The organism is Streptomyces sp. NPDC017940, from assembly GCF_044328435.1.
Classification (GTDB): Bacteria; Actinomycetota; Actinomycetes; order Streptomycetales; family Streptomycetaceae; genus Streptomyces.
Genome location: NZ_JBIRHJ010000021.1, coordinates 1 through 23,669, shown reverse-complemented (window position 1 = coordinate 23,669; position 23,669 = coordinate 1). Strand labels below are relative to the sequence as shown.

Here is a 23,669-nt window from a genome sequence, read left to right as displayed (position 1 = left end):
TTCCTCCTCTACGGGTTGCCCGGCCCGGGACTGGGCGCCGGGCCGGGGCTGGGGGCGGGCGCCGGTCCCGGACCCGGTGCTGGACCGGGGCGCGGGGCCGGACTGGGGGCGGGAGCCGGGCGACGGCCCGGGGTGGGACGAGGGGCGGGAGCGGTGCCGGTCGTCTGGGTGGCGGCGGCCCGTGCCTGACGGCGTGCCTGGCTGATCTGCGCGCTGCGCCCCGCCTCCCGGGTGGCTTGCCCGACTGCGGAAGCGGTGGTGAGCCGTCCCTGTCGCTGTCGCGGCGCCAGACCGTAGGCGCCGAACATCACGTCCACATCGCGTGCCGCCGCATGCCGCGGGGTTGCGACTGTGCGCGGCCCGCGCGGGATGGACTCCTGCTCGTAGAAGTCGGGCACCCCGGCACGCATCACCCGGTGGGCGAGCGGGCTGGAGGTGCGGCGCTCCACCATGTTCCGGGCGGCGCGCGCTGCCCGAGGACCGATGTAGGGGACTCCGTGGACGATCATGCGGAGCATCAGGACGTCGGCTGCGACCAGCAGGACAGCGTCCATCACCAGCGCTCCCTGAACGAACGACACGAACGGGGAGAGCAGGAGCAGGGCAAACGGCGCGAACATGAGACCCAGCAGCCTGTGCATCCAGGCCTTGACCGCGCTCATGTCGCCGCCACGGGCCAGGGACGCCAGCACCAGGGGCGCCGCGCACACGAACACGAGGATGCCGAGCTGGCGCACCGCGAACACCAACGCAGCGAACGCGAGGGCGACGACCAAGGCGCAGATGATCAGGAAGACACCCAGCGGGTTCTCTGCGTCGGCCCCGGTCTCCAAGTCCTTGCTGATCGCGCCGAACAGCGTCGACTCGTTGCTGGCGAACGCGGTGGTGAAGGCCTCGCTGACGGCCTTGTTGAGCAGCATCACGACGCCGGGGACCGACGCCATGCCAGCCACGGCGACCAGCGTCCAACCCGTTGAGGCGCCCATCTGCCGCAGGCGTGGTGCGCCCTGCCACGCGGTCAGAGCGCACACGACGATCACGCACACGAAAATCGCGATCGCCAGGTGCTGGCCAAGCCACAGAAATTGCTCGTACACCCAGTTGTCTGCCCTCTTCGGGGCCATGGTCTTACCGGGCGCGAGCATGCCCTTGATCGCTTTGATCAGGGTGTTGGCGAGGTCCTGGACGTGGTCGGAGGCACCGTCGGTGAGTCCGCCCTTGTGCGGGGGGTCGCCGTTGCGGTCGGCCTCCCCCTTCCGGCAGAACTCGACTGCGGGCCCACGCAACAGGCCGCACTTGTCCTCGGGCATCCGATCAGCCCTTGGCTTCGGTGACGGTCGAGAACAGCGTGTCGCCGTAGAGCGCCAGCACGACGGCGACGAACAACGCCCCTAGGGCCATGCTGCCCTTGCGGAGCGCACCCTTGGGATCGTTGGAGAGCTGGAGAAGCATGCGTACCGCAATCACGACGATCACGGCGGCGATGCCCTTGACGACCAGACCACCACCGGTTTTGGCGATGGTGCTGAAGAAGTCAGAGAATCCGCCGGACAGGTCCTGCGGCTTGGCGAGGATGAAGGACTTTCGCATATCAGATCTCCTGGGTGTTGTTGGGTGTAGGGCGGGCGACGTCGTACAGGTCGCGCATGGAGCCCATGTGGGAATAGCGGACTTCGGTTCCGGGGCGGGGGGCATCGATGATCCAGCCGCCGCCGATGTAGATTCCGACGTGGTGGAGGCTCGTTGCACTGTCGCCGTAGAACACGAGATCGCCGGGGCGCATCTCGTCGGGTGTGACCGGGTCTGATGCCGCGTACTGCGCGCTCGCCGTGCGGGGCAGGGTGATTCCTGCTTTCGCATAGGCGTAGAGGGTAAGACCGGAGCAGTCGAAACCACGCGTGGAATTACCGGACCGGCCACTGGGGGAGCAGCACGTGCCTGTAGTGGGGCCGCTGGCGTCGCCGCCGCCCCACGAATAGGGCGTGCCGAGCATCGCCTTGGCTGCTTTGATTGCGGTGTCCGCCTGATCAGAGGTGGCTGTCTTGCCTCCGGTCTTTTTCGGTTTGGCGAGGGCTGTGATGTTGCGGACGTATGTCTGCGTTTCCTCGTAGGGAGGGACACCGCCGTATTGCTGTACCGCGCCGCTTCCCGCGTTGTACGCGGCCAGCATGTTCGCCTGCCTGTCGCCGGGAACATTTTTGACTTCCTTGGCGATATCGCACAGGTGCTTCGCGGCGGACGGGATCGCGTCTTTAGGGTCCCAGATATCGCGGTCGCCGTCTCCGTCGCCGTCGATAGCCTGAGATTCCCAGGTGGACGGCATGAACTGCGCGATGCCCCTCGCACCTGCCGGACTCTTTGCTTTCCGGTTGAAATTCGACTCCTGGGTGAGGAGCGCGGCGAGCAGGTTCGGCGTGATTTCGGGGCAGGTCTTTCCCGCGTCCTCGATCAGCCCTTTGTAGCGGGCGGGGACGGACAGACTGAGCGCCGCACCCGCTACTGAGCCGCTGCCGGCCGCCTGGACCAGGGCGGCCACGGCGACGGCCGCGGTCGCTCCCACGCCGATCGCCACCGTGGTGGTGGAACGCACGTGAATTCCCTCCTTCCTGCGATTTACCCGTTCTTGCAGGTAAGGTCCGTCATGGGAGCCTGTTGGAGGCCCGTCATGGGCCTGTCGTGGCCGGAGCCGCTGGCAGCCCCATGACGGACCCCATGACGGGCTCCATGACGGGCTCCATGACGGGTCACTGATCGGACAGCGCCGCTTGCGTGAGAGCTTCCAGCTTGTAGCCGCGCCCCTGGTTGGTGGCCTTGGGAGCGACTCCCAGCAGTGCCTTGAGCTGTTTTCCGAGTTCTCCCGGCTCCGGTTCGTTGATTCCGAGTTCGGGCCCCAGATCTGTGCTCTTGATGAAGTCGATGCCTCGCTCTCGCATGAGCGCGATTGCTTGTTTCACCGGAGACTGCGGCGCCGTCTCGACACGCTCTTGACGGCGCGCCGCCACGTCGTCAACGACTTTCCAGATGAAGTCATCATCGAAGCGAATTCCCCGGACGAGTTTCGAGGACACACCATCGAAGTAGACGCCCTGCCCCTGGATACTCGCATCCATCAACGCGGGATGGATAGGCGACCGCGTCTTGAAGTAATCCGACCCGAGAGCTACTTCCGCGCTTCCCTTACCGGAGACGTAGAGGCAGACTCGCTTCTTGAACTGGTCGCGGACTTCGACGGGAACAGCCCTGTCGGAAGGGCGCTGCGTCATCATGACCACAGTGATGCCGCATTCGAGCCCCTTACGCACCAGCTCAGAAGAATTCTTCACCAGGCGCGCCCGCTGTTTCCTTGACTCGCTGGACCCATCGCTTACGTAGTAGTCGGCTACTTCGTCCGCGATGAAAAGCACCTGCCGGTGGCGCGGTTTGGGCTTGCGCTCCCGCATTGCCGCATTATCCAGCTCGTACCGCTCTTGCTGTTTCTGGAGCAGTTCGCACACCATCGAGTCGAACACGGCTGTTTTACTGGAGGCCTCGTAACGCACCGCCACTTTCTCGAAACGAACCAGCGCTCCGGGTTTTCCCTCGATGAGATAGACATCGAGTTCGGGCCCGTAGGCGATGTAGGCGCAGGTAACCAGAGCGATGGTGAGCGTTGATTTCCCTGTCTGCGTCATACCGGCAACGAACAGCGCGCCTTTGGTGAAGTCGTCGATTCCAACGACTTCACCAGTCATGCTGTGCGCGAACGGGATGCCCCCGTGGGCGAGGATCATTTCCCTGGTCGGCGGGGCGAATGGCTCGGTGAACGGGTTTTTCGCCAGTACGACCATGTCGACGTCGCGTTCGCTCAACTCGCCACGCTCGACCTGCGTCCGCAGCCGAGTCGCCCCCAGGGCGCCCGCGACCCCGCCTGTCTTGGCGGCCACGTGCTCGTAGGTGCGACCGGCAGGGACCTTGAATTCGTGTCGGTCGCCGAGCCCGTACGGCAGCGGGGTGACTACGGATTCATCGGCACGGATGAACTGGTCCTTACCGATAGCGCCGCTCGCTACGAGGGCTTGAGTCAGGACCTCGTCGCGGGCGGGTCCTTCGTCCTCACCGGCCCCGGCTTCCTGTGCCAGTGCTGTGGCCGCAAGGGTTTTGTCCGCAGATTCTCGGGCCCATCTGCGGGCGACTTCGGACTTGATGCGCCAGGCCAGATATCCCAGGGCGACCAGCGCACCGGCCGTGAGCAGCACGGTGGCTGGCCAGGACAGACCGAGCTTGTCCTTAATGGCGGCCAGGACACCGAACGCGATGGCCAGGACGCCGATGGCGCCCGCCAACTGCCCGTATGCGTCCTCCTGTTGCTGCGCCTGCTGCTTCTTTCCCACACCCCTCTCCTTCGTGGTCGGTTTCGTCGGGGTGGTGCTCGCCGGATCTGCTCTCTGGGTCTGCGAACGTTGTGATCGCTCGCCGGGTCACTCACCGGGTCTGCACTGCTCGACTGCGTCCGGCAGTCGCGACACAGCCCAGTCGCGTAGCGCGGCTGGGCTGCATCGGTGGTGCCGGATATCAGGTGGTCGCGTCCGCGGGCTCCTCGTCGTCCTCTGCGGCGTCCTCAGTCGCCGCGGCGGTGTCCTCGTCGTCCGCCTCGCGGTCGGAACCGGTGCTCTCTTCCTGCGACAGCACCGTGCCCCACACGCGCCGCACCCGCTCCTCGCTGCCGACGAACCCGGCCTCGCGGAACTTGGTCACGGCCTGGCGGTAGGACAGCGGCGGATCGTCGGCGTAGCGCAGGTACCGCAGCACCACGCCCATCTGCACGTCCGTCAGCCGCTCCACGGGCTCGGGGACCGGGACGCCCGCGACGGAGGCGAGCATGGCGAGCGTGACGCCCGTCTCGGCCGTGTCATCGCCCGTCCCGGCCGGTGTGACGCCCGGAGCCGACGGCCGTGACGGTTGCCCAGGGGATGAGCCGGTGACCTGCGTGTCGTCGGCGTGACGGCCGGTGCCGTCCGGGTCGTCGGCCGTGCCGAAACCGTCACGCCCCACAGGCAGGGCGAGGCCTCCGGGCTCCCACTGCCCGCCGAGTTCCGGCAACGCGATCGCAGCAACGGCGAGAGGCAGCGGCTTGTCCGTGAGCGTCTTTTCGGTGGTCTGCGCCTGCTCGTGCAGCTTCTCGGCTGTCTTCTGCTGGATCTTGAGTACCTCCGCGCGGTAGCCCCGCTCGGCCTCGGCCACCTGCTTCTCCAGCCTGGTGGCCACCTCCAGCAGCTCGATGCGGTCGGCGGCTTCTGCCTCCATCACCTCCAGCCGGTCAGCGACCGACTGGCGTGTGGTGGCGATGGTCTGCCGGGTTGTGTCCGAGACCCTGCGGCCCAGCGAGGGCAGCACGAACCACCAGGCGGTTTTGGTGGCGACGATGGCCACGGGAGTCAGAACCACGGCCAGGTCGCCGCCGTGCCCGGACACCACCAGATCCGCGGTGGGGATGGCCGCGGTGACCGCGGTGAGGAACAGTCCGGCCGCCCGCACCCTCTTGGCGCGTCGGCTGTTGTTGCCGGCCAGGATCTCGGTGGCCTGGACGACCACCCACAGGGCGTCCAGGGCGCCGACGGTCGGTGCCGCCCACGCCCCGAATCGGGGGACGAGGACGTCGTAGGTGACGGCCATCGACAGGATGGCCACGGCTACGGTGCCAGCTCCCAGGACAGTGAGGACCGCCCCGCGTGGTGTGCAGCGAGGCCAGTTGTGCGTTCGCAGCCAGTTGGGCATTCGCATGGGGTTCTCCGTTCGGTACAGGTCGTCCGCCCGTCCCAGCCGCCGGGCTTGCGGCGGCCGGGGCGGGCGAGCGAGAGGGCCGTCAGAGGTGGCGGTGACGGCCCAGGAGATGGTCAGTGGCGGCGCTTCAGCTGCGCGAGGTAGGCGTCCTGGAGTCGCGCGAACGACTCGTACAGGCGCGCCCCGGCAGTACAGCGCCGTCCCGCCGAGCAGGCGGCGCAGCCGTTGCGGTGGGTCTTGTAGGTTTGGTGCGCCGCGAGGTAGCGGGCGCGCAGGTCGGTGGTCATCGGCGCGGCCTTCGGGGGTGCGGGCGGGTGGGGTGCAGGTCGCTCACCCGGTATCCGGCCTCCCACGCGGCGGCCGCCGTGACGGCGGCCGCCGCCAGGAGCAGGCGGGCCAGCGGGTGGGCGGGGCCGACGGCGCGGGCAGCTCGCACGGCGCGGTGCTGCGCGGTGCGAGCTGCCCGTATGAGCGGCGGTGTCACCGGCCGACGGCGAGGCAGGCGTCGCAGATGCCGCCGTTCCAGTCCTCGAACCACATCCCGCACCGGTTGCACTGCCCGCTGCCGATCGCGGCGGGCGGCGCTGCCGTGTCCGCTGCGGCGGGGGACAGGATCTGAGCGCAGCGGCAGTTCCAGTAGCCGCACAGCGGGCAGGCATCGTCCGCGCCTTGCCGGGGCGTGGGGGAGGACTGGTTGTCCGTCATCACCGGGCGGTGCAGCACCAGGACGGGCTGCCGCTCGTAGCCGGGCGCCATCTCGTGCAGCGTCCGGCGCGCCCGGCGGCCTGTGACGGCCGCGCGCCGGTCGCCGTCGGCGACCAGGCCGTGCAAGACGGTGCGCAGCTGGCGGAGGCGGGTCTCGTCGCGCTCGGAGGCGCGTGTCATGCTGTCGATCACAGGGACCCCCTATTGGTTCCTGTACAGGCAGCCCCGGAAGGTCAGAGCTCCGGGGCTGCCGCCGTTCGGCTGCTCGGACGAGCAGCCACTGCCACCGCCAGCCCCGGCGCAGAGCGCTGGAGTTGGCGGCGACGGTGGCGGCTGGTCAGCGGCGGGGGGATCCTCCGAGCACCACCAGGACGACCAGGAGGGCCAGGAGCAGAAACACGGTGGTGGTCAAGAACGGACACGCGTGCACGGTGTTCTCCAGTCAGGCGGCGGGGCGGTACGCGGTGGGTGCGGTGGCCGGGGCGGGGCGGATGAGGTAGTCCGACGTCGTCCAGACGCTGCCGACTGCGAAGGGCTGACCGTCGGGGCGCAGGGTGTCGCGGACGATGACCGCCCACCGTGCGGCGTCCCTCCGCAGAAGCGCGGCGGCCTCGCGAGGGACGGTGACCACGGCCAGGACCTCGAACTGCCCGTCGACGTTCTGGTAGATCGCGCCGGGGCGGCGCGGGCCGAGCTCCCGGGCGACCGTGGTGTCGACGTGGGGGAGGAGGTGCTGGGGGTGCGGTCGGCCGCCGGAGTCCGGGCTCGGCTGGCGGCCGTCACGCTCGTGGGGCGGCGGCCGGAGCGGCAGGGGCGGGCGGGGGCCCTCGAGTACGGGTACTGCCATGCTGGGCATGCGGGTCGTCCTCTCCAGAAGGTGGACCTGCGACAGACCCCCCAGGGATGCAGCCCTGGGGGGTCGCCGCGTGAGTGCGTCCTGCGCACTCCACCGACCACCAGCCACACGGGCGAGCGGACGACGGGCAGCACAGGCTGCTCGACGCGCCGGTGAATGGCGCGTCAACTGCGGCTTTCCCTTCACCGGATTGGTGAAGGCGACGGGCAAGGTCGGGCCGCGGGGACAAGTCCTTACCCGGCTTGTCACGGGGGCGATCTGTCTCATCTCGCCACATGCTTAAGGGCCACGCTGGTCGATCCGCTTGCCATCCAGCCGGTGGTGCATCGTGCTGGTCAGCTCCCGGTCCTTCCCCACTTCGGTTACCTGACCGAAGACGGCTTTGCCTCGCTTAGGGGGAGAGCAGGCGTGCCTCTCGCGCCAGCCCTGCATGATCACTCTTCAGTTCTGAAGTGACAGGCGCTCCCATTCGCAGCCCCGACAAGCGGTTCGCGTCCGGCGCGCTCTACCTTCCTAGGAAGGTTGCCGAGACAGAGCGTTGCAGATCTGCGACGCGTCGTCAAGATCTTCCTAGGAAGGTGTGTCATCCTTCCTAAGATGGTGTTGATCCGCAGCTGTGCTTCTGGGAAGGTGCACCTATGAGCGAGACGTCACCGGGGGCAAGCCCCGGTCCATACAGTGCGAGTCGACTCGCCGACGAGATCCGGGCTGCGATCGAGCATGGTGACCTGCATCCTGGTGAGCAGTTGCCGACGGTGGGGGCACTCGCTGATCAGTACGCGGTCAACAAGAACACTGCCTCCCGGGCGGTCAGTCAGTTGAAGGCTGAGGGCCTGTTGGCTGGCCCTGCTGGAGGGCGCACCTACGTCCGCATTCAGCCGCAGCGCCTACGGCGACACAACGCCAGGTATCAAAAAGAGAAGGACACCGTACTGCTACGCAGTGATGATTCCCGCGGCGCGTGGGGAGTCGCGGAAAGCGACAGTGGATTTTCGGTCCGTGACCTGTTCGAGGACACCTATCGGTACGACGTGGTCCCAGGACCTAACGACGTGCGGAAAATCCTCAACCTCCACAGCGAAGACGAGAATGTGCTGCGTCGCACACATCGTCGTCGTCACGCCGCAGGGGCAGGCGCTAGCGGGTCCACCAGCTACCTCCCATTGGATTTGATCAGCGCTAATCAGGATCTGCTCGACTCTAGTAATGAGCCCTGGCCCGGCGGCACCATGCATCAACTCCACACTGTAGGAATCGAGGTAGACAGGATCGATGACCACATTGTGGTCACGATGCCCTCACGCGAAGAACAGGAAGATTTCGACATCCCCCCAGGAATTCCCATGATCCGACTGCGGAAAATCACGTGGTCGACACTCGGTATGGCCGTTGAAGTGGCAGATATCCCGCTGCCAGCAGACCGCACAGAGCTGATTTACACCACAAATCTGGAACGGTGGCAATAATGCCGATCATGAGTGTGATCACCCCGGTATACGACGGCGGACATCAGTATCTGTCGGAAGCATACGAATCCCTTGCCACTCAAGAGATGCCTCCAGGGTGGGAATGGGAGTGGATTGTCCAGGAGGATGGCCAGACACAGCGTCCGGCTTCTTTCCTGCCCGGACACGACAGTCGCGTCAAATTCGCGTCCGGTCCCCGAGCTGGTGCTGGAGCTGCGCGCACACTAGGGCTGGGGCGAGCATCCGGGTCCATTGTCCGCGCCCTCGATGCTGACGATCTTTTTACTCCGGGAGCGCTCAGCCGTGAAATCGCAGCACTCGATGAAGACCCGTCCCTGGGCTGGTGCATCTCGGGGTGCCTGGATCTGCTGCCAGATGGACGGCTAACGCAAGGTCCTTCCGACCCTCCGGCTGGGCCCCTCCCGTACGAGACTCTGCGCGCCGAATTCGAAGCTGACGCTTTCCCTGTGGTAGGTACGCACCTGGCAGCCAGGAAAGAGCTAGTTCTCCTGGCGGGAGGCTGGCCGCCTTATCCGGCCCTCGAAGCCCTCGCGCTAGTTCTAGTCTGCGCCGCAATGTCACCTGGAAAAATGCTCGGCACGCCAGGAGGCGTATACCGCAAGCACAGTGAGCAGACCACCGGGCAAGCTGACTACGCTTACCAGGAAGCCGATGCTGTGGAATACCTGGTTGTGAAAAAAACCATCCTGACACGCCTCGACTCACTCACCGCCTGCGGGTGGAAATGGTCGCCGATGAAGCAGGGAGAATCGTTCTGATGCCGGTAATTTCAATCATCACGCCGGTACACCCTGCTGGAGCCGCGTACCTGCCGACTGCGTACCAGTCACTCGCACGTCAGGAAATTCCGCCTGGGTGGACGTGGGAGTGGATCATTCAAGAAGATGGGGAAGCTGGACACGCTCAAGCGCACCTACCGATTGATTCAAGGATTCGGGTAGCTAGCTCCCGGCACGGCGGGCCACACGTAGCTCGCACTGTGGCGCTCGGTAGGTCAAGCGGCGATCTGATCAAGACATTTGATTCGGACGACGTAATGGCCGATGGCGCCCTGCGCCGCGATATTGGTGTGCTGACAGAGCATCGAGACGTCGGATGGACTACGTCTCGGGTCCTGGATTTGCATTCAGACGGTCGTCTATCCGGGTTCGACGGAGACCCGCCAGCGGGTCGGATCCCTCGCGGATCAATTTTCCCCTACTGGGAGCAGACACGTAGGGCACAGGTCCACCCCGCTACGATGTGTGCCCGGCGCCACTTGATCATGGCTCTGGGCGGGTGGATGGCCCTCCCCTCCTCTGGGGACACGGGCCTGCTACTGGGACTCGACGCCTTGGCCGACGGTTGGTTCACGGCCGAGGTAGGTCTGCACTACCGCAAGCACCAAGGACAGATCACAGCTCATTCCGCACACTCTTCTGGCCCGGAATGGGAAGCCCGCATGTCGGTTATCGCAGAGCATGCCCGCGCCGTCCGGCTCCTTCTGGGTGACGAGGCCGGCCGAAGCGGAGAGCGGGCGGCGAGTCGCTAAGCCGTAGTTGCAGCAGTTGATGTAACTTTCAGCGCAGCGAGCCAGAGTGAAGGGGAGCGCGATGAACGACGCATACGGACGTGTCGACGCCCTGCTCGACAGGGAGCCGGACCTGCCCGAGCCACGCGTGCGGGCAGCTCTACGACGGGCGGACCGGCTGACGCAGCAAGATGTGGCGGACGCCCTCGGTGTCCACCGCATCCAGGTGTCACGCTGGGAGACCGAGAGGGCGGACCCGCGCAACCCGCACCGACGCGCCTATGCGCGTCTCCTGCGCGGCCTCGCAGATAAGCATCCGACAGTCGCAAAGGTGTCGTGATGGTTCCGCAGACCCCGTAAACGCTTAAAGGGCCCCTGTCGCCACAACAGGAGCCCTTCCAAGCAATCGACTCGCCAGCCTTGCACGCACCGAGTCGTGAGCAGTGAGGTGACCTCGCTGCCGGGTGATGCCCGTAGGCCCAAGGGCCTGCGCAGTCACCTATACCCAGGATATGCGCGGCCTGCCGCGCACCGCCACTATCTCTGGGCAGGCAGTAGGTCACACCGCCGGTCACGGCTCCCCTGACCTGGGGAGATGACCCCGTGCACAACCAGCAACACCCTTTGCGCACCGCCGCCGACGGCGGGCCCATCGACGAATCGGGGCGGGTGAGAGGCGCCAAAGCTCCCGCGAGCGGCGTTTCCGTCCCTCGCCACATGGGCGCTGGGAGCGACCTGGTCCACACGCTCGACTACGTCGTGATGCTCCAGATCATGTTCAACCTGGCGTCCGGCGCCGACTCGACGCCGCTCACTTTGTGGCAGCAGCTCAAGGACCGGGGAATCCGGTCCTCCAAGAACGCGGACGAGCTGGTGGGCAAGAACGCCGTCTATGAAGCGTTCGCCCGACTCCTGGCGGCCGGGTACCTGCGCCGGACACAGATGCCGCACCCGACCAAGCCGGGCCGCAAGGGGCCGGTGGTCTACGAGGTGTATGACAACCCGGCCTGGAACCCCGACTGGAGCCCGGCATCCGCACCCGGCGATGAAGGTAACAGCAAGGTAAAGCCGCAGGTGGCAACGCTTCCCGGAACGCCGGAACCGGCTTTCGGGGAAGTAGACAAAACCGCAGGTCAGACCGCTTCCCGGAACGCCGGACGCGGTAACTCAGGTTCCGGCGTTCCGGGAAGCGGTAATCGACGCGTTCCCGCAGGTCAGAACGCTTCCCGCGTTCCGGGAAGCGGAATCGCTCCCCCCCCACACCCCCCGGAGGAGGAGGATTCCTCCTCCCCCTACCCCCTCACGCGCCCCGCGGAGACACTCCCGTCACAGCGGGAGGAGGAACCGGAAGATTTCAGCAGGGAGGAGATCACCGCAGCTGAGCGCTTCTTGCAGCAGACGAAGCGCTGGCAAGCAGGCGCAGCCACGGCCCGCAAGTGCGCGCTGCCGATGCTGCGGACGATGCGTGCCCAGGGCTGGCCAGCGCTGTCCGGCCTGGACGACGAGCACCTGGCGCTGCTGGAAGCCGAAATTTTCAAGAACACGGGCGGGGCGACGTCCTGGCGGAGCTGCCTGCCGCGATGGGTGAAGGACCTGCGCCTGTACACCCAGGTCCGCGCAGGCGCGGCCGCGCGCACCGGTGGCCGTGAGGAGCCGTGCCCGGACCACCCGGGTCGCTACCGGCGTGGATGCGTGGACTGCGCCATGACCGTGCCCGCCTGACAAACCGGCGCGGGCCGCTCCTGCCGGGGAGCGGCCCGCTGATCCCCTGGCCCTTGACCGAACAGGAGACCTGCCAAGTGTCCACCACCCTCCCCGCCCAGCACGACGACGGCCTGGACGACGAACCCCTACCCGCCGCCGCCTTCACCCGGGTGCCGCCGCAAGACCTTGCCGCCGAGCAGTCGGTCATCGGGGCACTGATGCTGTCCGGGGGTCCGGGCAGCGCTTCCGCTCGCTACTTCGCCGAGACACTCGAAACCGGCATCGTCGCTGAGGAGTACTACCGGCCCGCGCACGCCACGATCCACCGTGCGATCTGCGCCCTGCGCGCGGCCGGCCAGCCCATCGACGTCATCACGGTGACCGACGAACTCACCCGGCGCGGCGACCTCACCCGCGTCGGGGGCGCCCCGTACCTGCACGTCTGCGTGGAGGCTGTGCCCACCGCTGCCAGCGGCCCCCGGTACGCCCAGATCGTGAGGGCCAAGGCGTACCGGCGCGCGGTCATCGAGTCGGCGCAGCGCATCATGGAGTTCGCCTACAGCGAGGAAGGCGACGAGAACGAGGTGCGCACCCTCGTCGAGCAGCAGCTCACCGAGATCGTGGCGGGCACTCCGGGTCTGCCCCAGACACCGCCCGCGGTCGCAGACCTGTACCTGCCCTTCATCGCGGACCTGGAGGACATGCAGAACGGCAAGAAGCAGGGCCTGACGTACGGGTTCGCGGACCTGGACACGATCACGTCGGGCATGCAGCCGGGCAACGTGACCGTCGTCGCCGCGCAGTCCGGCGTCGGTAAGTCCACGTTCGCACTCAACGCGGCCGTGTCCGCCGCCAAGACCGGGGCCCCGGTGTTGTTCTCCTCGCTGGAGATGAGCGGTACCGAACTCATGCAGAAGATCGCCGCCGCCGAGGGGAAGATCGCGCTTCACCACCTGACGCACCAGGGAGGCCTCACTGCGGAGGGGTGGGAGATCGTCCGGCGCCTGGGTGAGGAGCTGTTCCGGTCGCTGCCGCTGCGGGTCTACCGACCCGACGGCGCCTCGCTGAGCGACATCGCCTCAGCCGCACGCGCCTGCGCCCGCGACGGCGGCCTCGCCCTCCTGGTCGTGGACTACCTCCAGCTCGTCGAAGTCGAACAGTCCCGCCACATCACCCGCGAGCAGGCCGTCGCGTCCGTCTCCCGCGGCCTGAAAAACCTCTCTGTGGAGTTGGACTGCCACGTCATCGCCCTGTCGCAGCTCAATGACGACGGGATGATGCGTGAGTCCCGGGCAATCAAGAACGACGCGTCCGTGGTGGTGATCGTCGAGCGGCCGGACGCGGACGTCGCGGAGTCGCCGCGCGCCGGTGAGGTGGACCTGCGGATCGAGAAAAACAGGTTCGGGCCGACGGCCCGCGTGACCGTAGCCGCGCAGCTCCACTACAGCAGGTTCGTCGACATGGCGCAGACCTGATCGCACCCACCGGGCCCATCAAGGGCTCTGAGGGCATCTCACGGCGACGATCACCGGGTCCGGCGGGAATCCCTCGCCGGACCCGGTAATCGTCCGCCACAGGCCCGTACAGCGATCTTCTGAGGCGGCCCCGGTGTCACTACGCCCAAGATAGCTAGATCGGGTTAAATAAATTGGCTAAAAAACAGGGGTAGTGCTGCTAGTGTCTGGAGTGGAGGTAGACGACCATGGCATCTGAGCAGGAGCTTTTCGCGTCGGTAGATGCATTGCTGGAGGAAGAACCGCAGCTCCCGCCCCCGGCGGAGCGGGCCCGCCTGCGTGAGGCGGCGGGCATCACTCAGGCCCGTCTCGCGCAGGCCCTGAAGTCCACCGTGCAGACGGTGAAGAACTACGAGAACGGCCGCAGTGAGCCGAAATCGCCGCGCCTGGAGGCCTATCAGCGGCTGCTGAAGGGCTGGGCAGCGCGGTACCCGGCGGGAGCTCCCGCCGCCGCACCCGTCCCGGCCGCCGTGCCGCAGCCGTTGGCACCGGAGACATTCGCGGGCCCGGCCGCTTCCACGACGCCCCCAGCCGCGCCCGGCATGGCGGTGGAGGCGCTTGCCGCCCCCGAAGCGCCGCAGACTCCGCCTGCCCGCCGCCCGGCGCCCTCGTCGCGGCGTCCCGCCGCGACGAAAGCCGCCGCGCCCGCCGTCGATCCGCGCTTCCCGCACGGCCCCCTCGCCGTGCTGGACGGCGACGGATCCGCGTACGGCACTGATGGCCTGGTGCTCGACTGCCCGGCCACCACCATTCCGGAGTTGGTGGAGTGGACGCTGCGCGAGTCCGGCCTGGGCGCGGCGAAGCTGCACCGGTACGGCAAGGACGCTGACCCGCTGGTCGTGCTCACCGCCGCGGCCGCGGTGAGGCTCGGGCTCCCCGAGCGCCTGGAGGGCCACGAGCAGCGCCGCTCCCTGCGCCTGCCCGAGGACCACCCGGTGGTCAGGCAGGTGGTGAAGGCGCGCTGGCAGCTCACCCAGCGGGGATTCGGGCCGTGGGCGCGTATCTACCGCAAGGCGCAGGGCCGCGACCGCCAGTGCGTGCAGCTCGCGATCCTTTCCTGGGACGCGCTCGATGAGCGGTCCTGGCCCGGAGTGAGCGAGATGGAGGCGGCCGAGATCGCCCGCGTGCTGGGCATCTACGCGACCCGCGTCATCACTCCGCGCGGCTCCACGGCCGTCTCCGGACTGGAGCTGATGACCGCGCTGCGCCCGCCCACCAAGCCCGAGCGCGACCCGCAGACCGGCAACTGGGTGTCAGGCCACAACCCGGGCTCCCTGGGTACGCAGCCGGTGGACCCGGCGCCGCCGGAAGCCACCGCCGAGCACCCCGTCGTCGTCGCCTCCGGGTGGACGGGCGGGTTCCTCAACGAAGAGGCCTACCAGTGGGTGCGCGACGTGAACCTGCTCACGGATGAGGAGTGCACACTGCCGTACGCGGTCGGCCTCGACCTGAACACCGCGTTCCTCGCCGCCGCGGCCCGCCTGGTCGTCGGCCTCTCCGCGCCTGACCACTTCCACGCCCCGCAGTTCAGCCCGAAGATCCCCGGGAGTTGGCTGGTCGACCTCTCCCACGTGGAACTCGACCCGCGTCTGCCTTCGCCGTTCACGCCGACCGGTGAGCGGCCGACGGGCCCGGCCTGGTACCAGACCCACACCGTCGCCTACGCCCAGGAGCTGGGCTACGACGTCCACCCCGTCGAGGCCTACCTGCGCCGCGAGACCGGCGCGTACCTGGACCCGTGGCACGACCGTCTCAAGACCGCGTACGTCGACACCCTGTCCGATCTCGGCGTGACCCGGGACCTGTCCGACATCGAGTTCCTGGCGGCGATGGAGCGGCACAAGGACACCGATCCGGCGATGGCGGCCGTCCTGGCGGCCATCAAGGCGACGGTCAAGGGCGGTGTCGGCAAGCTGCGCGAGCGCCCCCAGGGCAAGTCCTACAAGCAGGGTGAGCGGTGGCCGGCCTTGGAGCGCCCGACGTGGCGCCCAGACATCCGGGCCGCGGTCATCTCCAAGGCGCGGGTGAACATGCACCGCAAGCTGTTCAAGATGGCGGCGATGACGGGCCTGTACCCGCTCGCGGTGCTGTCCGACTGCGTGGTCTACCCCAGCCCCGGTGACAGCCCGCTGGCGTTCCTGCCGTACGCGGAGTCCGGCAAGCCGCAGCCGGGCGGCTTCCGGGTCGGCCCGACGCCCGGTCTGGCGAAGCTGGAAGGGGTGCAGTCGATGCTGTGGGCGGTCGACCTGATGGAGCAGGGTTTGAACCCGGCCCGCCACATCAAGGGCGACGGCCACGATGCCGTCGTGGACGAAGGGGAGTAGAACCATGGGGGAGATCGACGATGCCATCGAGCGGGCCGACCGTGAAGGGTTCACCCGCGAGCCGCCCAAGACCCTCAAGGGCCGCATCAACTACCTGCTCAAGCAACTGGGCAGCGCCCGCGCCGTCGCGGCCGAACTCGGCGTCACCGCCGACTCCGTCAACCGCTACCGCCGCGGCGCCCGCAAGGCACGCGCCGACGTCGCCGCAAAAATCAACGACGCCGTACGGCAGCGGTGGCAGCCGCAGGTACGCAAGCAACGGCAGCGCCGCGCCGCGACCACGGGCGGCATCACGGTGGAGACCCGGGCCCGCTTCGGCTACACCGCACCCGTCGGCACGACCGACGACGGACGCTTCCGGCGACTCACCGTGCACCTTCCCCCGGCGTACGCTCAGCGCCTCTTCGACGCCCGCGCGCAGGGTGCCAGCGACCAGCAGATGCGCGGAATCATCGCCGAAGGATTCAAAGACGTGTATTTCCAGGACAGTGGCAGCCGCGCTCTGGGACTCTCAGACGTCGAAATCAATGACATCGACTACCTGGATCTCGACTACTGAATTCTCGGAGTCTCATTCGTACCGCGAACCGCGAAACCGGCCGTTGTCACTGTCGTAGAAAGGGGCGGGTTGCGACGCCTACGTGGCTGACTCGGTTCATCCAGGGAGCTCCCCACGCCTGCGGGCGGCCGATACCGTGGACAGGACGCCAGCAGTCACATGCCCTGTGGAGCCTACGATGAGCGAGCAGCCGCCCCCCGCCGACACCACCACCGGCGCCGCCGTGCGGCAGCAGCTGGAGCCCGAGGCCGCGGAACAACTGCGCGTGTTCGCGGCCCAGGCCCGCGCGGACGCCAACCGGTACGCCGCCGTCCTGGAGGACATCGCCGCCCACGGCCTGCCCTCGGTGGAGGACTGCACGCCGTGGGAGGAACTGCGCGAGCAGCACCTGACACGTCTCGCCGCCCAGCGGCCAGCCGTCGCCTGATGGCACCCCACCATGGCCCGCGCCGCGCACAGATCGCCTTCTCCGACTCCGCCGCCAAGCAGCTGGAGAACGTCACCAGCGAAGCGGACATCCACGCCCTGGACCGCGCCCTGGTCGTCATCTCCGTCGACCCCGACATCGGCACACCGCTCCCCGGAACCACCACCGGCCCCCGGCTGCGCCAGTACACCGACGACATCGAGCAGGTACGCGTCCTGTACTTCGTGACCGCCCTGCGCACCGTCATTGTCGTCGCCTACATCGAGGTCTAGGACCCGCCGGTGGCAGGAGCCGACATCTGCGGCCCCTGCCACCAGGGGCAGCTGTGCGCGGCCGGGCCGGGCACAGCGCGGGGCCGAACGCGCTACGCACCCGGCCCCTCCAAGGCTTTCTGCGCAGCATCCCGCCGCACCCGCCAGCCGTCAGCACCCACACGAGTGAACCGCTCCGACCCTGAAGTTCCTGTATGCGTGACGGCGCGGGTCACTCGTCCGGTGGGCCCCGGCGCGCTGCCTGCCCGGCCGTGGCCCGGCTGCGCCACGGTGGCAGGATGCGTCCGCTGCTCCTGGTCCTCGCGCTCGTGCTGCTCGTCACGGGATGCGCCCACGTCGCCCCCGCCGAGCCGCCACGGGCGCCGATGTGGCAGCAGGCCGCGCCCGCAGGCGCTCGCACGTCCGCTCCGCTCGTCCCCGCGCAGGCTCCGCCCCTGCCGCGTCCGGTCCAGCCGCCGGGCAGCGACCAGCTGGTGCGCGCCGCACCCGCGCCGATCCGCCCCAAGCGGGAAGCACCGCGTGCGCGTTCGGCCGCGGTGCCGCCCGTGCGGCGGCCCTCCGCGGCCGCGCCGCGCCGACCGGCCCCAACTGCGCCTGATGCGGGCCCTGTTCGGGCTGCGCCACGTCAGCCGGCGCCGCGGCCGGTGGTCCGGCCGCGCGTCCGTCAGCCGGTGAAGAGGGCGGTGCCCCGTGTGCGCGTCGCGCCTCGCGCGCCGCGCGGCCGGGTCGGGGGCGTGTCGCCCGCAGTGGTGTGTACGTGGGCGTCGGGCAGCGGTCTGGACCCTGCGGTGGTCAAGGCCTGCCGCCAGCAGATCGGCGGCTGGTAGGAACACCGCTGCGGCAGGTCAGCGCAGGGTGACGCAGGCCTTGACGTGGTGGCCCTTGACCTGGCCGCAGACGCGCCCGCCGCGGCGCACATCGATGCCGTCCCGGTAGCGCCACGAGCGGACGGCGACACCGTTGAAGGCGGTGGCACGGGCCCATCCGCTGGTGTGGGTGCGCCCGCCGGGGCGCTTGTAGGCCCACCGGACGTGGTAGGTCCGGGAGCGCGTGAATCCCTTGTAGCGGCGGACGTCGACGTGGGTGACGGCGCGCGTGTCCGGGCGGGGGTGCTGGATCCATTTGCTGTGGGTGGTGACGGCGAGGCAGACCAGGCGGCCCCGTACGCAGCGCGATTGGTGCCGCGTCTTGCCGGACGCGTCCTGCGGAGCCGCTGCCGCAGTCTGCGGGGCGGCGGGGCGGGCGGCCGGGTGCTGGGGTGAGGCGTCGGCGGTGGGGAGGGCGAGGGCGGCCAGGAGGAGGGTGCTGGCGGCCGGGACGGCGGGGCTCCAGCGGCGGCGGCCGGGACGGTTGAGAGCGGGCACGTGCGGCTCCTGGGGGCTGGGCGGGCAAGGTCACCGCGTCTACCGAGGGGCCTCATCCGGTGGGCACGCGCATGGCGCTGTGATCACCCAGAAGGTGCGCGCCGAACCGGTTCCCCTCGGTCCCGAACCTCGCGTGTTCGATTTTCTGTTCGATACCGTGCGTGTGGGAGGTGGCCGGGCGATGGGCGAGGAGCACCGACCTGTGCAGCTGCTCCTGCCCGACGGCCAGGAGGTGGCCGCCCGGGTGTACGAGAGGCAGGAAACCGCAGGGGGATGGCGCTATCTCACCGGCGTTCCGCTGTGGCGCAACGTCGTCGACTCCGACGGCGGGATCGAGGCCGCCGAGTACCGGGTGTGGCTTTCCGCCGACCAGGTCCGCCCCCTGGACGGTGTCACCTACGACATCCCCACGTACCGTCTGCCGACCGCGGCCGCGCCGCCGGACACCCGGTGGGCATGGTCGGTGCAGCGGCTGCGGGACCGGCACCGGCGCCCTGCGGGCGCGATCGTGCACGAATACGACTGCGAGGACGCCCCCAGGGGCGAGCCGGAGCTGAACCTGGACCAGGCACTGGATGCCCTCCAGCGGCCCGGCGCACGGGCCTGCAAGACGTGCAGCGCAGCGGAAGTCCTCCAGCGGTTCCTGTGACCGGAAGGCCTGCGGGCGGCCAGGGTCTCGCGGTGGGCGCGTGCCCGTGGCTGGAGAGGCGGGCGCAGGTGGCAGGACGTACCAGGAATTGAGGAGGGCCGACGCCCAGTCCGCCGAAGCGGGTGGCAAGAGCGTCGGCCCCTGAAGACACACCCTTCGGGAAGACCCGCAGGACGTGATGACACCGAGTCTAGCGGCCGGACACCCTTGCGCAGCCTCATTCGGTGATGCAAGTGCCGTAACCTTCTTTTGACCCGTCCCCGCCTTGGCCTGACTTCCCGGAGCTCCCAATGATCCGTGCAGGACGCGTAGCTTTCGTCCAGAACAGCGAGGCTTTGGCCACCGTGATGGGGCTAAAGCTGGGGACCTTCCGCAACCGCAAGCCGTACACGGTCGAGGGCTTCCCTGCCACGATCAGCCCGGCCGGGGCGGCGGCCATGCTGTGGGATTCGGAGCAGACGGCCGCGTTCCTGGCCGGTGACCCGGTACCGGACCTGCCCGCCGACGACGCCGATGACGACCTCCTGGAGAGGATCGAGGCAGCGGCCCTCCTGGGAGTGACGCCCGGAACGTGGACGTCGTACAAGCGCGACCCGCGTATCGCCCCGCACCTGGTGACGGTCGCGGGGGTGGAGCACTGCCCCCGCCGCGTGCTCACCGCTTTCCGGCAGGCGCCGGCCGAGCCGCCTACGGGACGGCCACGAGGCAGCGGCGACATGGTGCCCCGCGACGAGATCGAGGCGCGCCTGGGAGACCTGCTGGACCGCGACCCAGGGTTGACGATCGCCACGGTCCAGCAGGAGCTGGGGCTGGCCTACTCCGCGGCCGCGCGCTGGCTGCCCCGGCTGCGCGGGCAGCGCATCGCCGACCAGGTCCTTGCCGACCCAGGCCTGACCGCCGAGCAAGCGGCGCAGCAGCTGGGGTTTCCCACCGCGGTGCGCCGTGCGGCCGTGGCCGCGGCGCAGACGGTGCTGCGCGGGCGCCGGATGCTGCCCTACCTGCGGAGTGTCGCTGACGCGGTGACGGCCGCTGGCTGGATGGAGCACCAGGACGTCGCCGTGCGCGAGGCTGGCGACGACGCCCTGGCCGCCGTCCTGGTCCTGGCCGACACCGCTCCGGCGCCCGCTCTGGTGTGGGACGAGCGGCACGGCTGGCGCACGGCCAGCAGCCGACGGCACCCGACACCCAAGGGCGGCGGCTGGCCCGGCAAGGGCGACGGGGTCCGCTACCTGTGCCCGGGAAACACCAAGCCGGACCCCCAGAAACTGCTCGCGGAACTGGCTCGCTGAAGCGCCTGCCTGCGCCCGGCGCAGCACTCCACCGTGCCCCACGAGGCGCAGCCGCTGCGTGCCTGTTTCTGAACCCCGGTCGGCATCGACTCGGTAGCCTCGTACCGACGAGGGAGACACATCGTGACTGTCGAGCCGATCGCAGACCTGCGGGCCGCGCTCCAGCGGGCCGTAGCAGAGATCAGTTTTGCGGCGGGGCTGCTGGCGACCACCGAACCGGAGCGGGCGGAGCACCTGCTGGCTGTCGCCTCCGCGATGGAGGAGACCTTGCAGCGCACCGCCTCCGCCCGGCCGTAACAGGTGGACCGAGGGCGAGACTGCTGACCATCAGCGCCAGACGGGGTTCGTCTGGTGTGGCGTGAGGGGGCCAAACCCCTGATTCAACGCATCACCTGCACCATCCGTCACAGACTCGCCCGCTACCGCCATCTAGCACCACCACGGGTACTACCAAGAGAAGACCAACCACGGCCAAGGAGACCAATGCCCGATCACAACCCCCAAGGGCACTACGACGATTGCCCCTCCCTCGGATCCCCTCCTGCGCAGTGCCGATGTGCAGGCATCACGGCAGAAGCCGAGGCGTATCACGCGGAGGAGGGCGACGAATTCGCCCAGGAGCTGAGCTGGCGTCAGCCGCTCTGACACCGTCCCCTGGGTGAGGCTGCGCCCCGTGGAGTCCCGCTCAACCCAAGGCAGTTCGAGCAGATGCCTCGGGTTGAGCGGGACTGCTTCGACTTCAGCGGGACCGAACAGCTTGCTTCCGGGCCCGACCGGATCTGAAGCTCCCCGCCCCGGCGCCCGCTGACCCTCGCCTCGGGCCCCGGCGCGCCTACCGGAACGGCGTGGTCAGCAAGGCGCAGCACCAGACGCGGCGCAGCAAGGCGCGGCGCCCGTCCGCCCGCCGGACAGCCACCCCTTTCTCGCGGGGCCGGTGGGGGCGCAGCACGGACCGCGCCGGACGGGGGCGGGGCAGCGCTGCGCGCTGCCCCGCCCCCTGGCCGCGTGCCGGGCAGCCGCTCCGCGCCCGCCCGGACCGAGCGCTTCGCGCTCTCACGCGCTGCGGGGACCGGCAGACGTTCCCGGGCCGCTCCGCGCCCCGCTCACTCGCTTCGCGCTGCCACTCCCCTTGCCCACGGTGCTGCGCACCGAGGGGCCCCGACACGCCCCGCGCCGCGCCCCCACCGGCCCCGCGATTCGAACGCTGACCTGCGAAAAGGCTGAAATTTAGGGTCGGAAATCCCCCACAAAGTGATCTCACTGGGATATCCTTTTCTTGTTGGTCGGTCCTGTGGCAGGCCCCAACAACGGAGACACACCCACACCCACATCCCCAGGGAGACCCATGTCTGTCGACAGCTTCGCCGTGCTCGTCCGCCCCGACGGCTCGTTCCGCCTCATCGACTGGCCCACCGACCCCGCCAAGACCTCGACCGTCATCCGCGCGGTGGTCGACTGCCGATTCTTCGACGTCGTCCAGGTCACCCGCGATCTCTCCATGTGGCTCGACGACGAGGGGATCCTCACCGCCCCGATCAATTTCGCAGCCACCTGGCTCTACGCCCTGCACCAGCCCCCGCACCAGCACTACCACGGGCGCGCGCTGTTCACCGGAGGCGCCGACGCGCAGGGCGACACCCTCGGACTCACCGCAGACCAGGCCGCTCACCTCATCGAGCAGCTCACCACTCGCCGTCTTCCCCGCCAGACCCGCACGAGCAGCTGACCCGTCCCACTCTCCCGGGGGGCGGGGCCGTGGCAGCCCCGCCCCCCGGGCCCACCGAAGACACATCCCAAAGGAGCACCCAATGGCCCCCGCCCCGTACACCGAGGTCTACACCTTCATGTGCGAATGGCTCAACTACATGAGCCAGCTCACGAACGAAAAATTCGCAGTCGTCGCCAGCGGCCCCACCTACGAAATGGCCGTCGACACCGCAGCACAAGCAATCCTCAGCCACTTCCCCAACATCTCCGAATACGCCACCCCCCGAAACATCTGGGACAGCGAAAACGGAGTAGCCCGCGTCTGCGAATTCTATGGCGACGTGACTGTCAGCCTCGTTGACGACCACGCATACGAAGTAATCCACGCCTGACCCGCACGCCCCGCCCCGGGGGCGGGGGAGTGGCACCCCCGCCCCCGGACTGAAGACACCACCCGAGGGAGCAGCACGCATGATCCCGGTCAAGACCAGCGAAGAGCAGCGCGACGCGTACACCCAGACGATCATCAAGAGGTGGCACAGCGCCACCGCCGACCAAAGGCGACGCGGGGGCGAATGGTACGGCACCGCACACGAATTGGCCCTCTCCATCTCCGACGGACACACCGAAAAGGGCGCCGGTGTTCTCGCGGCGCTGTCCGCTAACAAGTCATGGCCCGAAAACTGCCGACTTGCCCGCAGAGCATTTCTCGAAGGAAAAGCCAGCGGACACGTCCGCGATGCACTGACCAAGGCGAACCGAATCATGGGAGGAACGGACCCGAGCGAAGTACTCCCCATGCATTTGAAGACCGGATTTTTCTACCTCTGCATTGCCGACCCAGAGAATGCGGACGCGGTGGTAATCGACCGCCACGCGCACGATATCGCGGTAGGGGAAATCTACGGGCAGCGCGACCGGGGGCTAGGGGCGATTACCCGGTACAACCTACTTGCCGACTGCTACCGCGTCGCCGCACGGAAAATCGGAGCGGTACCCAGCAAGGTTCAGGCTGTCACGTGGGTAGCACACATCGAAAGGAAAGGAGGGGGAGCGCCAGAACCCCAGTAGCTACACAATTCTATAGGCTGATGCAGACGCGTCTGTGAGGCATGCAAGTGTGAGTTGCTTGCAGGTGCACCGTTCCGCCCCACCTGCCTCCAGGAGCCCGTGTTCCGCGCTATGCTCTACCGGTACCGTAGACAGAGAGGGCAGAAAAGGGGTTGGGTGGAGCGCAGCGGAGCCCCGTCGCTGCGGTAAGACCGATACCCGAGCGAACTGATTGCCCGTCACTCTCCCATCGGGGGTAGTGACGGGCAAATCCAGTCCCTACACAGGTCCGCACGTGATGCACGTCCCCTTGTTGCCAGCTAAGGCGCCCGCGCTTGCGCGGGCGCCCGCAATTCGCGTTGCGCGAATTGTGCCGCCTTTCGAATTCCGCTTGCGGAATTCAATTCCGGCGCTTGCGCCGGAATTCCGAATTGCGCTTGCGCAATTCGCACACTATGCCCCGGCTTGCCGGGGCATATCCCGCTCCGCGGG

General features: G+C 68.4%; 26 protein-coding genes. 16 read left to right on the top strand and 10 right to left on the bottom strand.

The features are described 5' to 3' along the window. Positions 1-8 precede the first annotated feature (8 nt). The 9 genes from ACH4DX_RS35455 to ACH4DX_RS35415 form a co-directional block, all read right to left on the bottom strand. Complete coding sequence (locus ACH4DX_RS35455) at positions 9-1,310, bottom strand: hypothetical protein (RefSeq protein WP_398123963.1); 1,302 nt, start codon at positions 1,308-1,310, stop codon at positions 9-11. Positions 1,311-1,314: 4 nt separating this feature from the next. Continuing rightward, positions 1,315-1,590: a hypothetical protein gene (locus ACH4DX_RS35450; protein ID WP_398123962.1), complete on the bottom strand. Its 276-nt coding sequence runs from the start codon at positions 1,588-1,590 to the stop codon at positions 1,315-1,317. 1 nt (position 1,591) lies between these two features. Next, positions 1,592-2,590 (bottom strand): NlpC/P60 family protein, encoded by a 999-nt coding sequence (locus tag ACH4DX_RS35445; RefSeq protein WP_398123961.1) that lies wholly within the window; start codon positions 2,588-2,590, stop codon positions 1,592-1,594. Positions 2,591-2,744: 154 nt separating this feature from the next. After that, complete coding sequence (locus ACH4DX_RS35440) at positions 2,745-4,370, bottom strand: FtsK/SpoIIIE domain-containing protein (RefSeq protein ID WP_398123960.1); 1,626 nt, start codon at positions 4,368-4,370, stop codon at positions 2,745-2,747. Positions 4,371-4,551: 181 nt separating this feature from the next. Next, entirely contained in the window at positions 4,552-5,667 is a 1,116-nt protein-coding gene (locus ACH4DX_RS35435; protein ID WP_398123959.1) for a hypothetical protein, read from the bottom strand. A 206-nt stretch (positions 5,668-5,873) separates the two neighbouring features. Further along, on the bottom strand, positions 5,874-6,047 hold the full coding sequence (locus tag ACH4DX_RS35430; protein ID WP_398123958.1) for a hypothetical protein: 174 nt from the start codon (positions 6,045-6,047) through the stop codon (positions 5,874-5,876). Next, positions 6,044-6,196, bottom strand: a complete 153-nt coding sequence (locus tag ACH4DX_RS35425; RefSeq protein WP_398123957.1) for a hypothetical protein — start codon at positions 6,194-6,196, stop codon at positions 6,044-6,046. The genes ACH4DX_RS35430 and ACH4DX_RS35425 overlap by 4 nt, the downstream gene beginning before the upstream one ends. A gap of 44 nt (positions 6,197-6,240) precedes the next feature. After that, on the bottom strand, positions 6,241-6,645 hold the full coding sequence (locus ACH4DX_RS35420; RefSeq protein WP_398123956.1) for a hypothetical protein: 405 nt from the start codon (positions 6,643-6,645) through the stop codon (positions 6,241-6,243). Between the two features lie 262 nt (positions 6,646-6,907). Continuing rightward, a complete protein-coding gene (locus ACH4DX_RS35415; RefSeq protein WP_398123955.1) occupies positions 6,908-7,321 on the bottom strand; it encodes a hypothetical protein in 414 nt (137 codons plus the stop codon). A gap of 638 nt (positions 7,322-7,959) precedes the next feature. Between ACH4DX_RS35415 and ACH4DX_RS35410 the strand changes: the two genes are divergently transcribed. The 10 genes from ACH4DX_RS35410 (at position 7,960) to ACH4DX_RS35365 (ending at position 17,118) form a co-directional block, all read left to right on the top strand. Continuing rightward, the gene (locus ACH4DX_RS35410; RefSeq protein ID WP_398123954.1) at positions 7,960-8,787 is read left to right on the top strand and encodes a GntR family transcriptional regulator; all 828 of its coding nucleotides are present in this window, start codon (positions 7,960-7,962) and stop codon (positions 8,785-8,787) included. Positions 8,788-8,795: 8 nt separating this feature from the next. Continuing rightward, positions 8,796-9,566, top strand: a complete 771-nt coding sequence (locus ACH4DX_RS35405; RefSeq protein WP_398123953.1) for a glycosyltransferase family 2 protein — start codon at positions 8,796-8,798, stop codon at positions 9,564-9,566. After that, positions 9,533-10,339 carry a glycosyltransferase family 2 protein gene (locus tag ACH4DX_RS35400; RefSeq protein WP_398123986.1) on the top strand — a complete coding sequence of 269 codons (807 nt, stop codon included), beginning with the start codon at positions 9,533-9,535 and terminating at the stop codon, positions 10,337-10,339. The genes ACH4DX_RS35405 and ACH4DX_RS35400 overlap by 34 nt, the downstream gene beginning before the upstream one ends. A 61-nt stretch (positions 10,340-10,400) precedes the next feature. Next, positions 10,401-10,658, top strand: a complete 258-nt coding sequence (locus ACH4DX_RS35395; RefSeq protein WP_398123952.1) for a helix-turn-helix transcriptional regulator — start codon at positions 10,401-10,403, stop codon at positions 10,656-10,658. A gap of 263 nt (positions 10,659-10,921) precedes the next feature. Then, entirely contained in the window at positions 10,922-12,040 is a 1,119-nt protein-coding gene (locus ACH4DX_RS35390; protein WP_398123951.1) for a hypothetical protein, read from the top strand. Between the two features lie 77 nt (positions 12,041-12,117). After that, a complete protein-coding gene (locus tag ACH4DX_RS35385) occupies positions 12,118-13,497 on the top strand; it encodes a replicative DNA helicase (protein WP_398123950.1) in 1,380 nt (459 codons plus the stop codon). A gap of 227 nt (positions 13,498-13,724) precedes the next feature. Continuing rightward, positions 13,725-15,860, top strand: a complete 2,136-nt coding sequence (tap, locus tag ACH4DX_RS35380) for a telomere-associated protein Tap (protein WP_398123949.1) — start codon at positions 13,725-13,727, stop codon at positions 15,858-15,860. A 4-nt stretch (positions 15,861-15,864) separates the two neighbouring features. Continuing rightward, positions 15,865-16,419 (top strand): telomere-protecting terminal protein Tpg, encoded by a 555-nt coding sequence (gene tpg / locus ACH4DX_RS35375; RefSeq protein WP_398123948.1) that lies wholly within the window; start codon positions 15,865-15,867, stop codon positions 16,417-16,419. A 178-nt stretch (positions 16,420-16,597) separates the two neighbouring features. Then, positions 16,598-16,846, top strand: coding sequence for a hypothetical protein (locus ACH4DX_RS35370; protein ID WP_398123947.1), 249 nt, complete (start codon positions 16,598-16,600; stop codon positions 16,844-16,846). Continuing rightward, entirely contained in the window at positions 16,846-17,118 is a 273-nt protein-coding gene (locus tag ACH4DX_RS35365) for a hypothetical protein (protein ID WP_398123946.1), read from the top strand. Before ACH4DX_RS35370 ends, ACH4DX_RS35365 begins: the two co-directional genes overlap by 1 nt. Before the next feature lie 845 nt (positions 17,119-17,963). Here ACH4DX_RS35365 and ACH4DX_RS35360 read toward each other — a convergent pair. After that, on the bottom strand, positions 17,964-18,482 hold the full coding sequence (locus tag ACH4DX_RS35360) for a hypothetical protein (protein ID WP_398123945.1): 519 nt from the start codon (positions 18,480-18,482) through the stop codon (positions 17,964-17,966). Positions 18,483-18,663: 181 nt separating this feature from the next. Between ACH4DX_RS35360 and ACH4DX_RS35355 the strand changes: the two genes are divergently transcribed. The 6 genes from ACH4DX_RS35355 (at position 18,664) to ACH4DX_RS35330 (ending at position 23,198) form a co-directional block, all read left to right on the top strand. Further along, positions 18,664-19,131 carry a DUF6233 domain-containing protein gene (locus ACH4DX_RS35355; protein ID WP_398123944.1) on the top strand — a complete coding sequence of 156 codons (468 nt, stop codon included), beginning with the start codon at positions 18,664-18,666 and terminating at the stop codon, positions 19,129-19,131. A 347-nt stretch (positions 19,132-19,478) separates the two neighbouring features. Continuing rightward, positions 19,479-20,420, top strand: coding sequence for a DUF6292 family protein (locus tag ACH4DX_RS35350; protein WP_398158128.1), 942 nt, complete (start codon positions 19,479-19,481; stop codon positions 20,418-20,420). A gap of 123 nt (positions 20,421-20,543) precedes the next feature. Beyond that, positions 20,544-20,717, top strand: coding sequence for a hypothetical protein (locus ACH4DX_RS35345; protein WP_398123942.1), 174 nt, complete (start codon positions 20,544-20,546; stop codon positions 20,715-20,717). Between the two features lie 1,048 nt (positions 20,718-21,765). Next, positions 21,766-22,146 (top strand): DUF3846 domain-containing protein, encoded by a 381-nt coding sequence (locus ACH4DX_RS35340; protein WP_398123941.1) that lies wholly within the window; start codon positions 21,766-21,768, stop codon positions 22,144-22,146. Positions 22,147-22,228: 82 nt separating this feature from the next. Further along, the gene (locus ACH4DX_RS35335; RefSeq protein ID WP_398123940.1) at positions 22,229-22,519 is read left to right on the top strand and encodes a hypothetical protein; all 291 of its coding nucleotides are present in this window, start codon (positions 22,229-22,231) and stop codon (positions 22,517-22,519) included. A gap of 79 nt (positions 22,520-22,598) precedes the next feature. After that, the gene (locus tag ACH4DX_RS35330; RefSeq protein ID WP_398123939.1) at positions 22,599-23,198 is read left to right on the top strand and encodes a hypothetical protein; all 600 of its coding nucleotides are present in this window, start codon (positions 22,599-22,601) and stop codon (positions 23,196-23,198) included. Positions 23,199-23,669 lie beyond the last annotated feature (471 nt).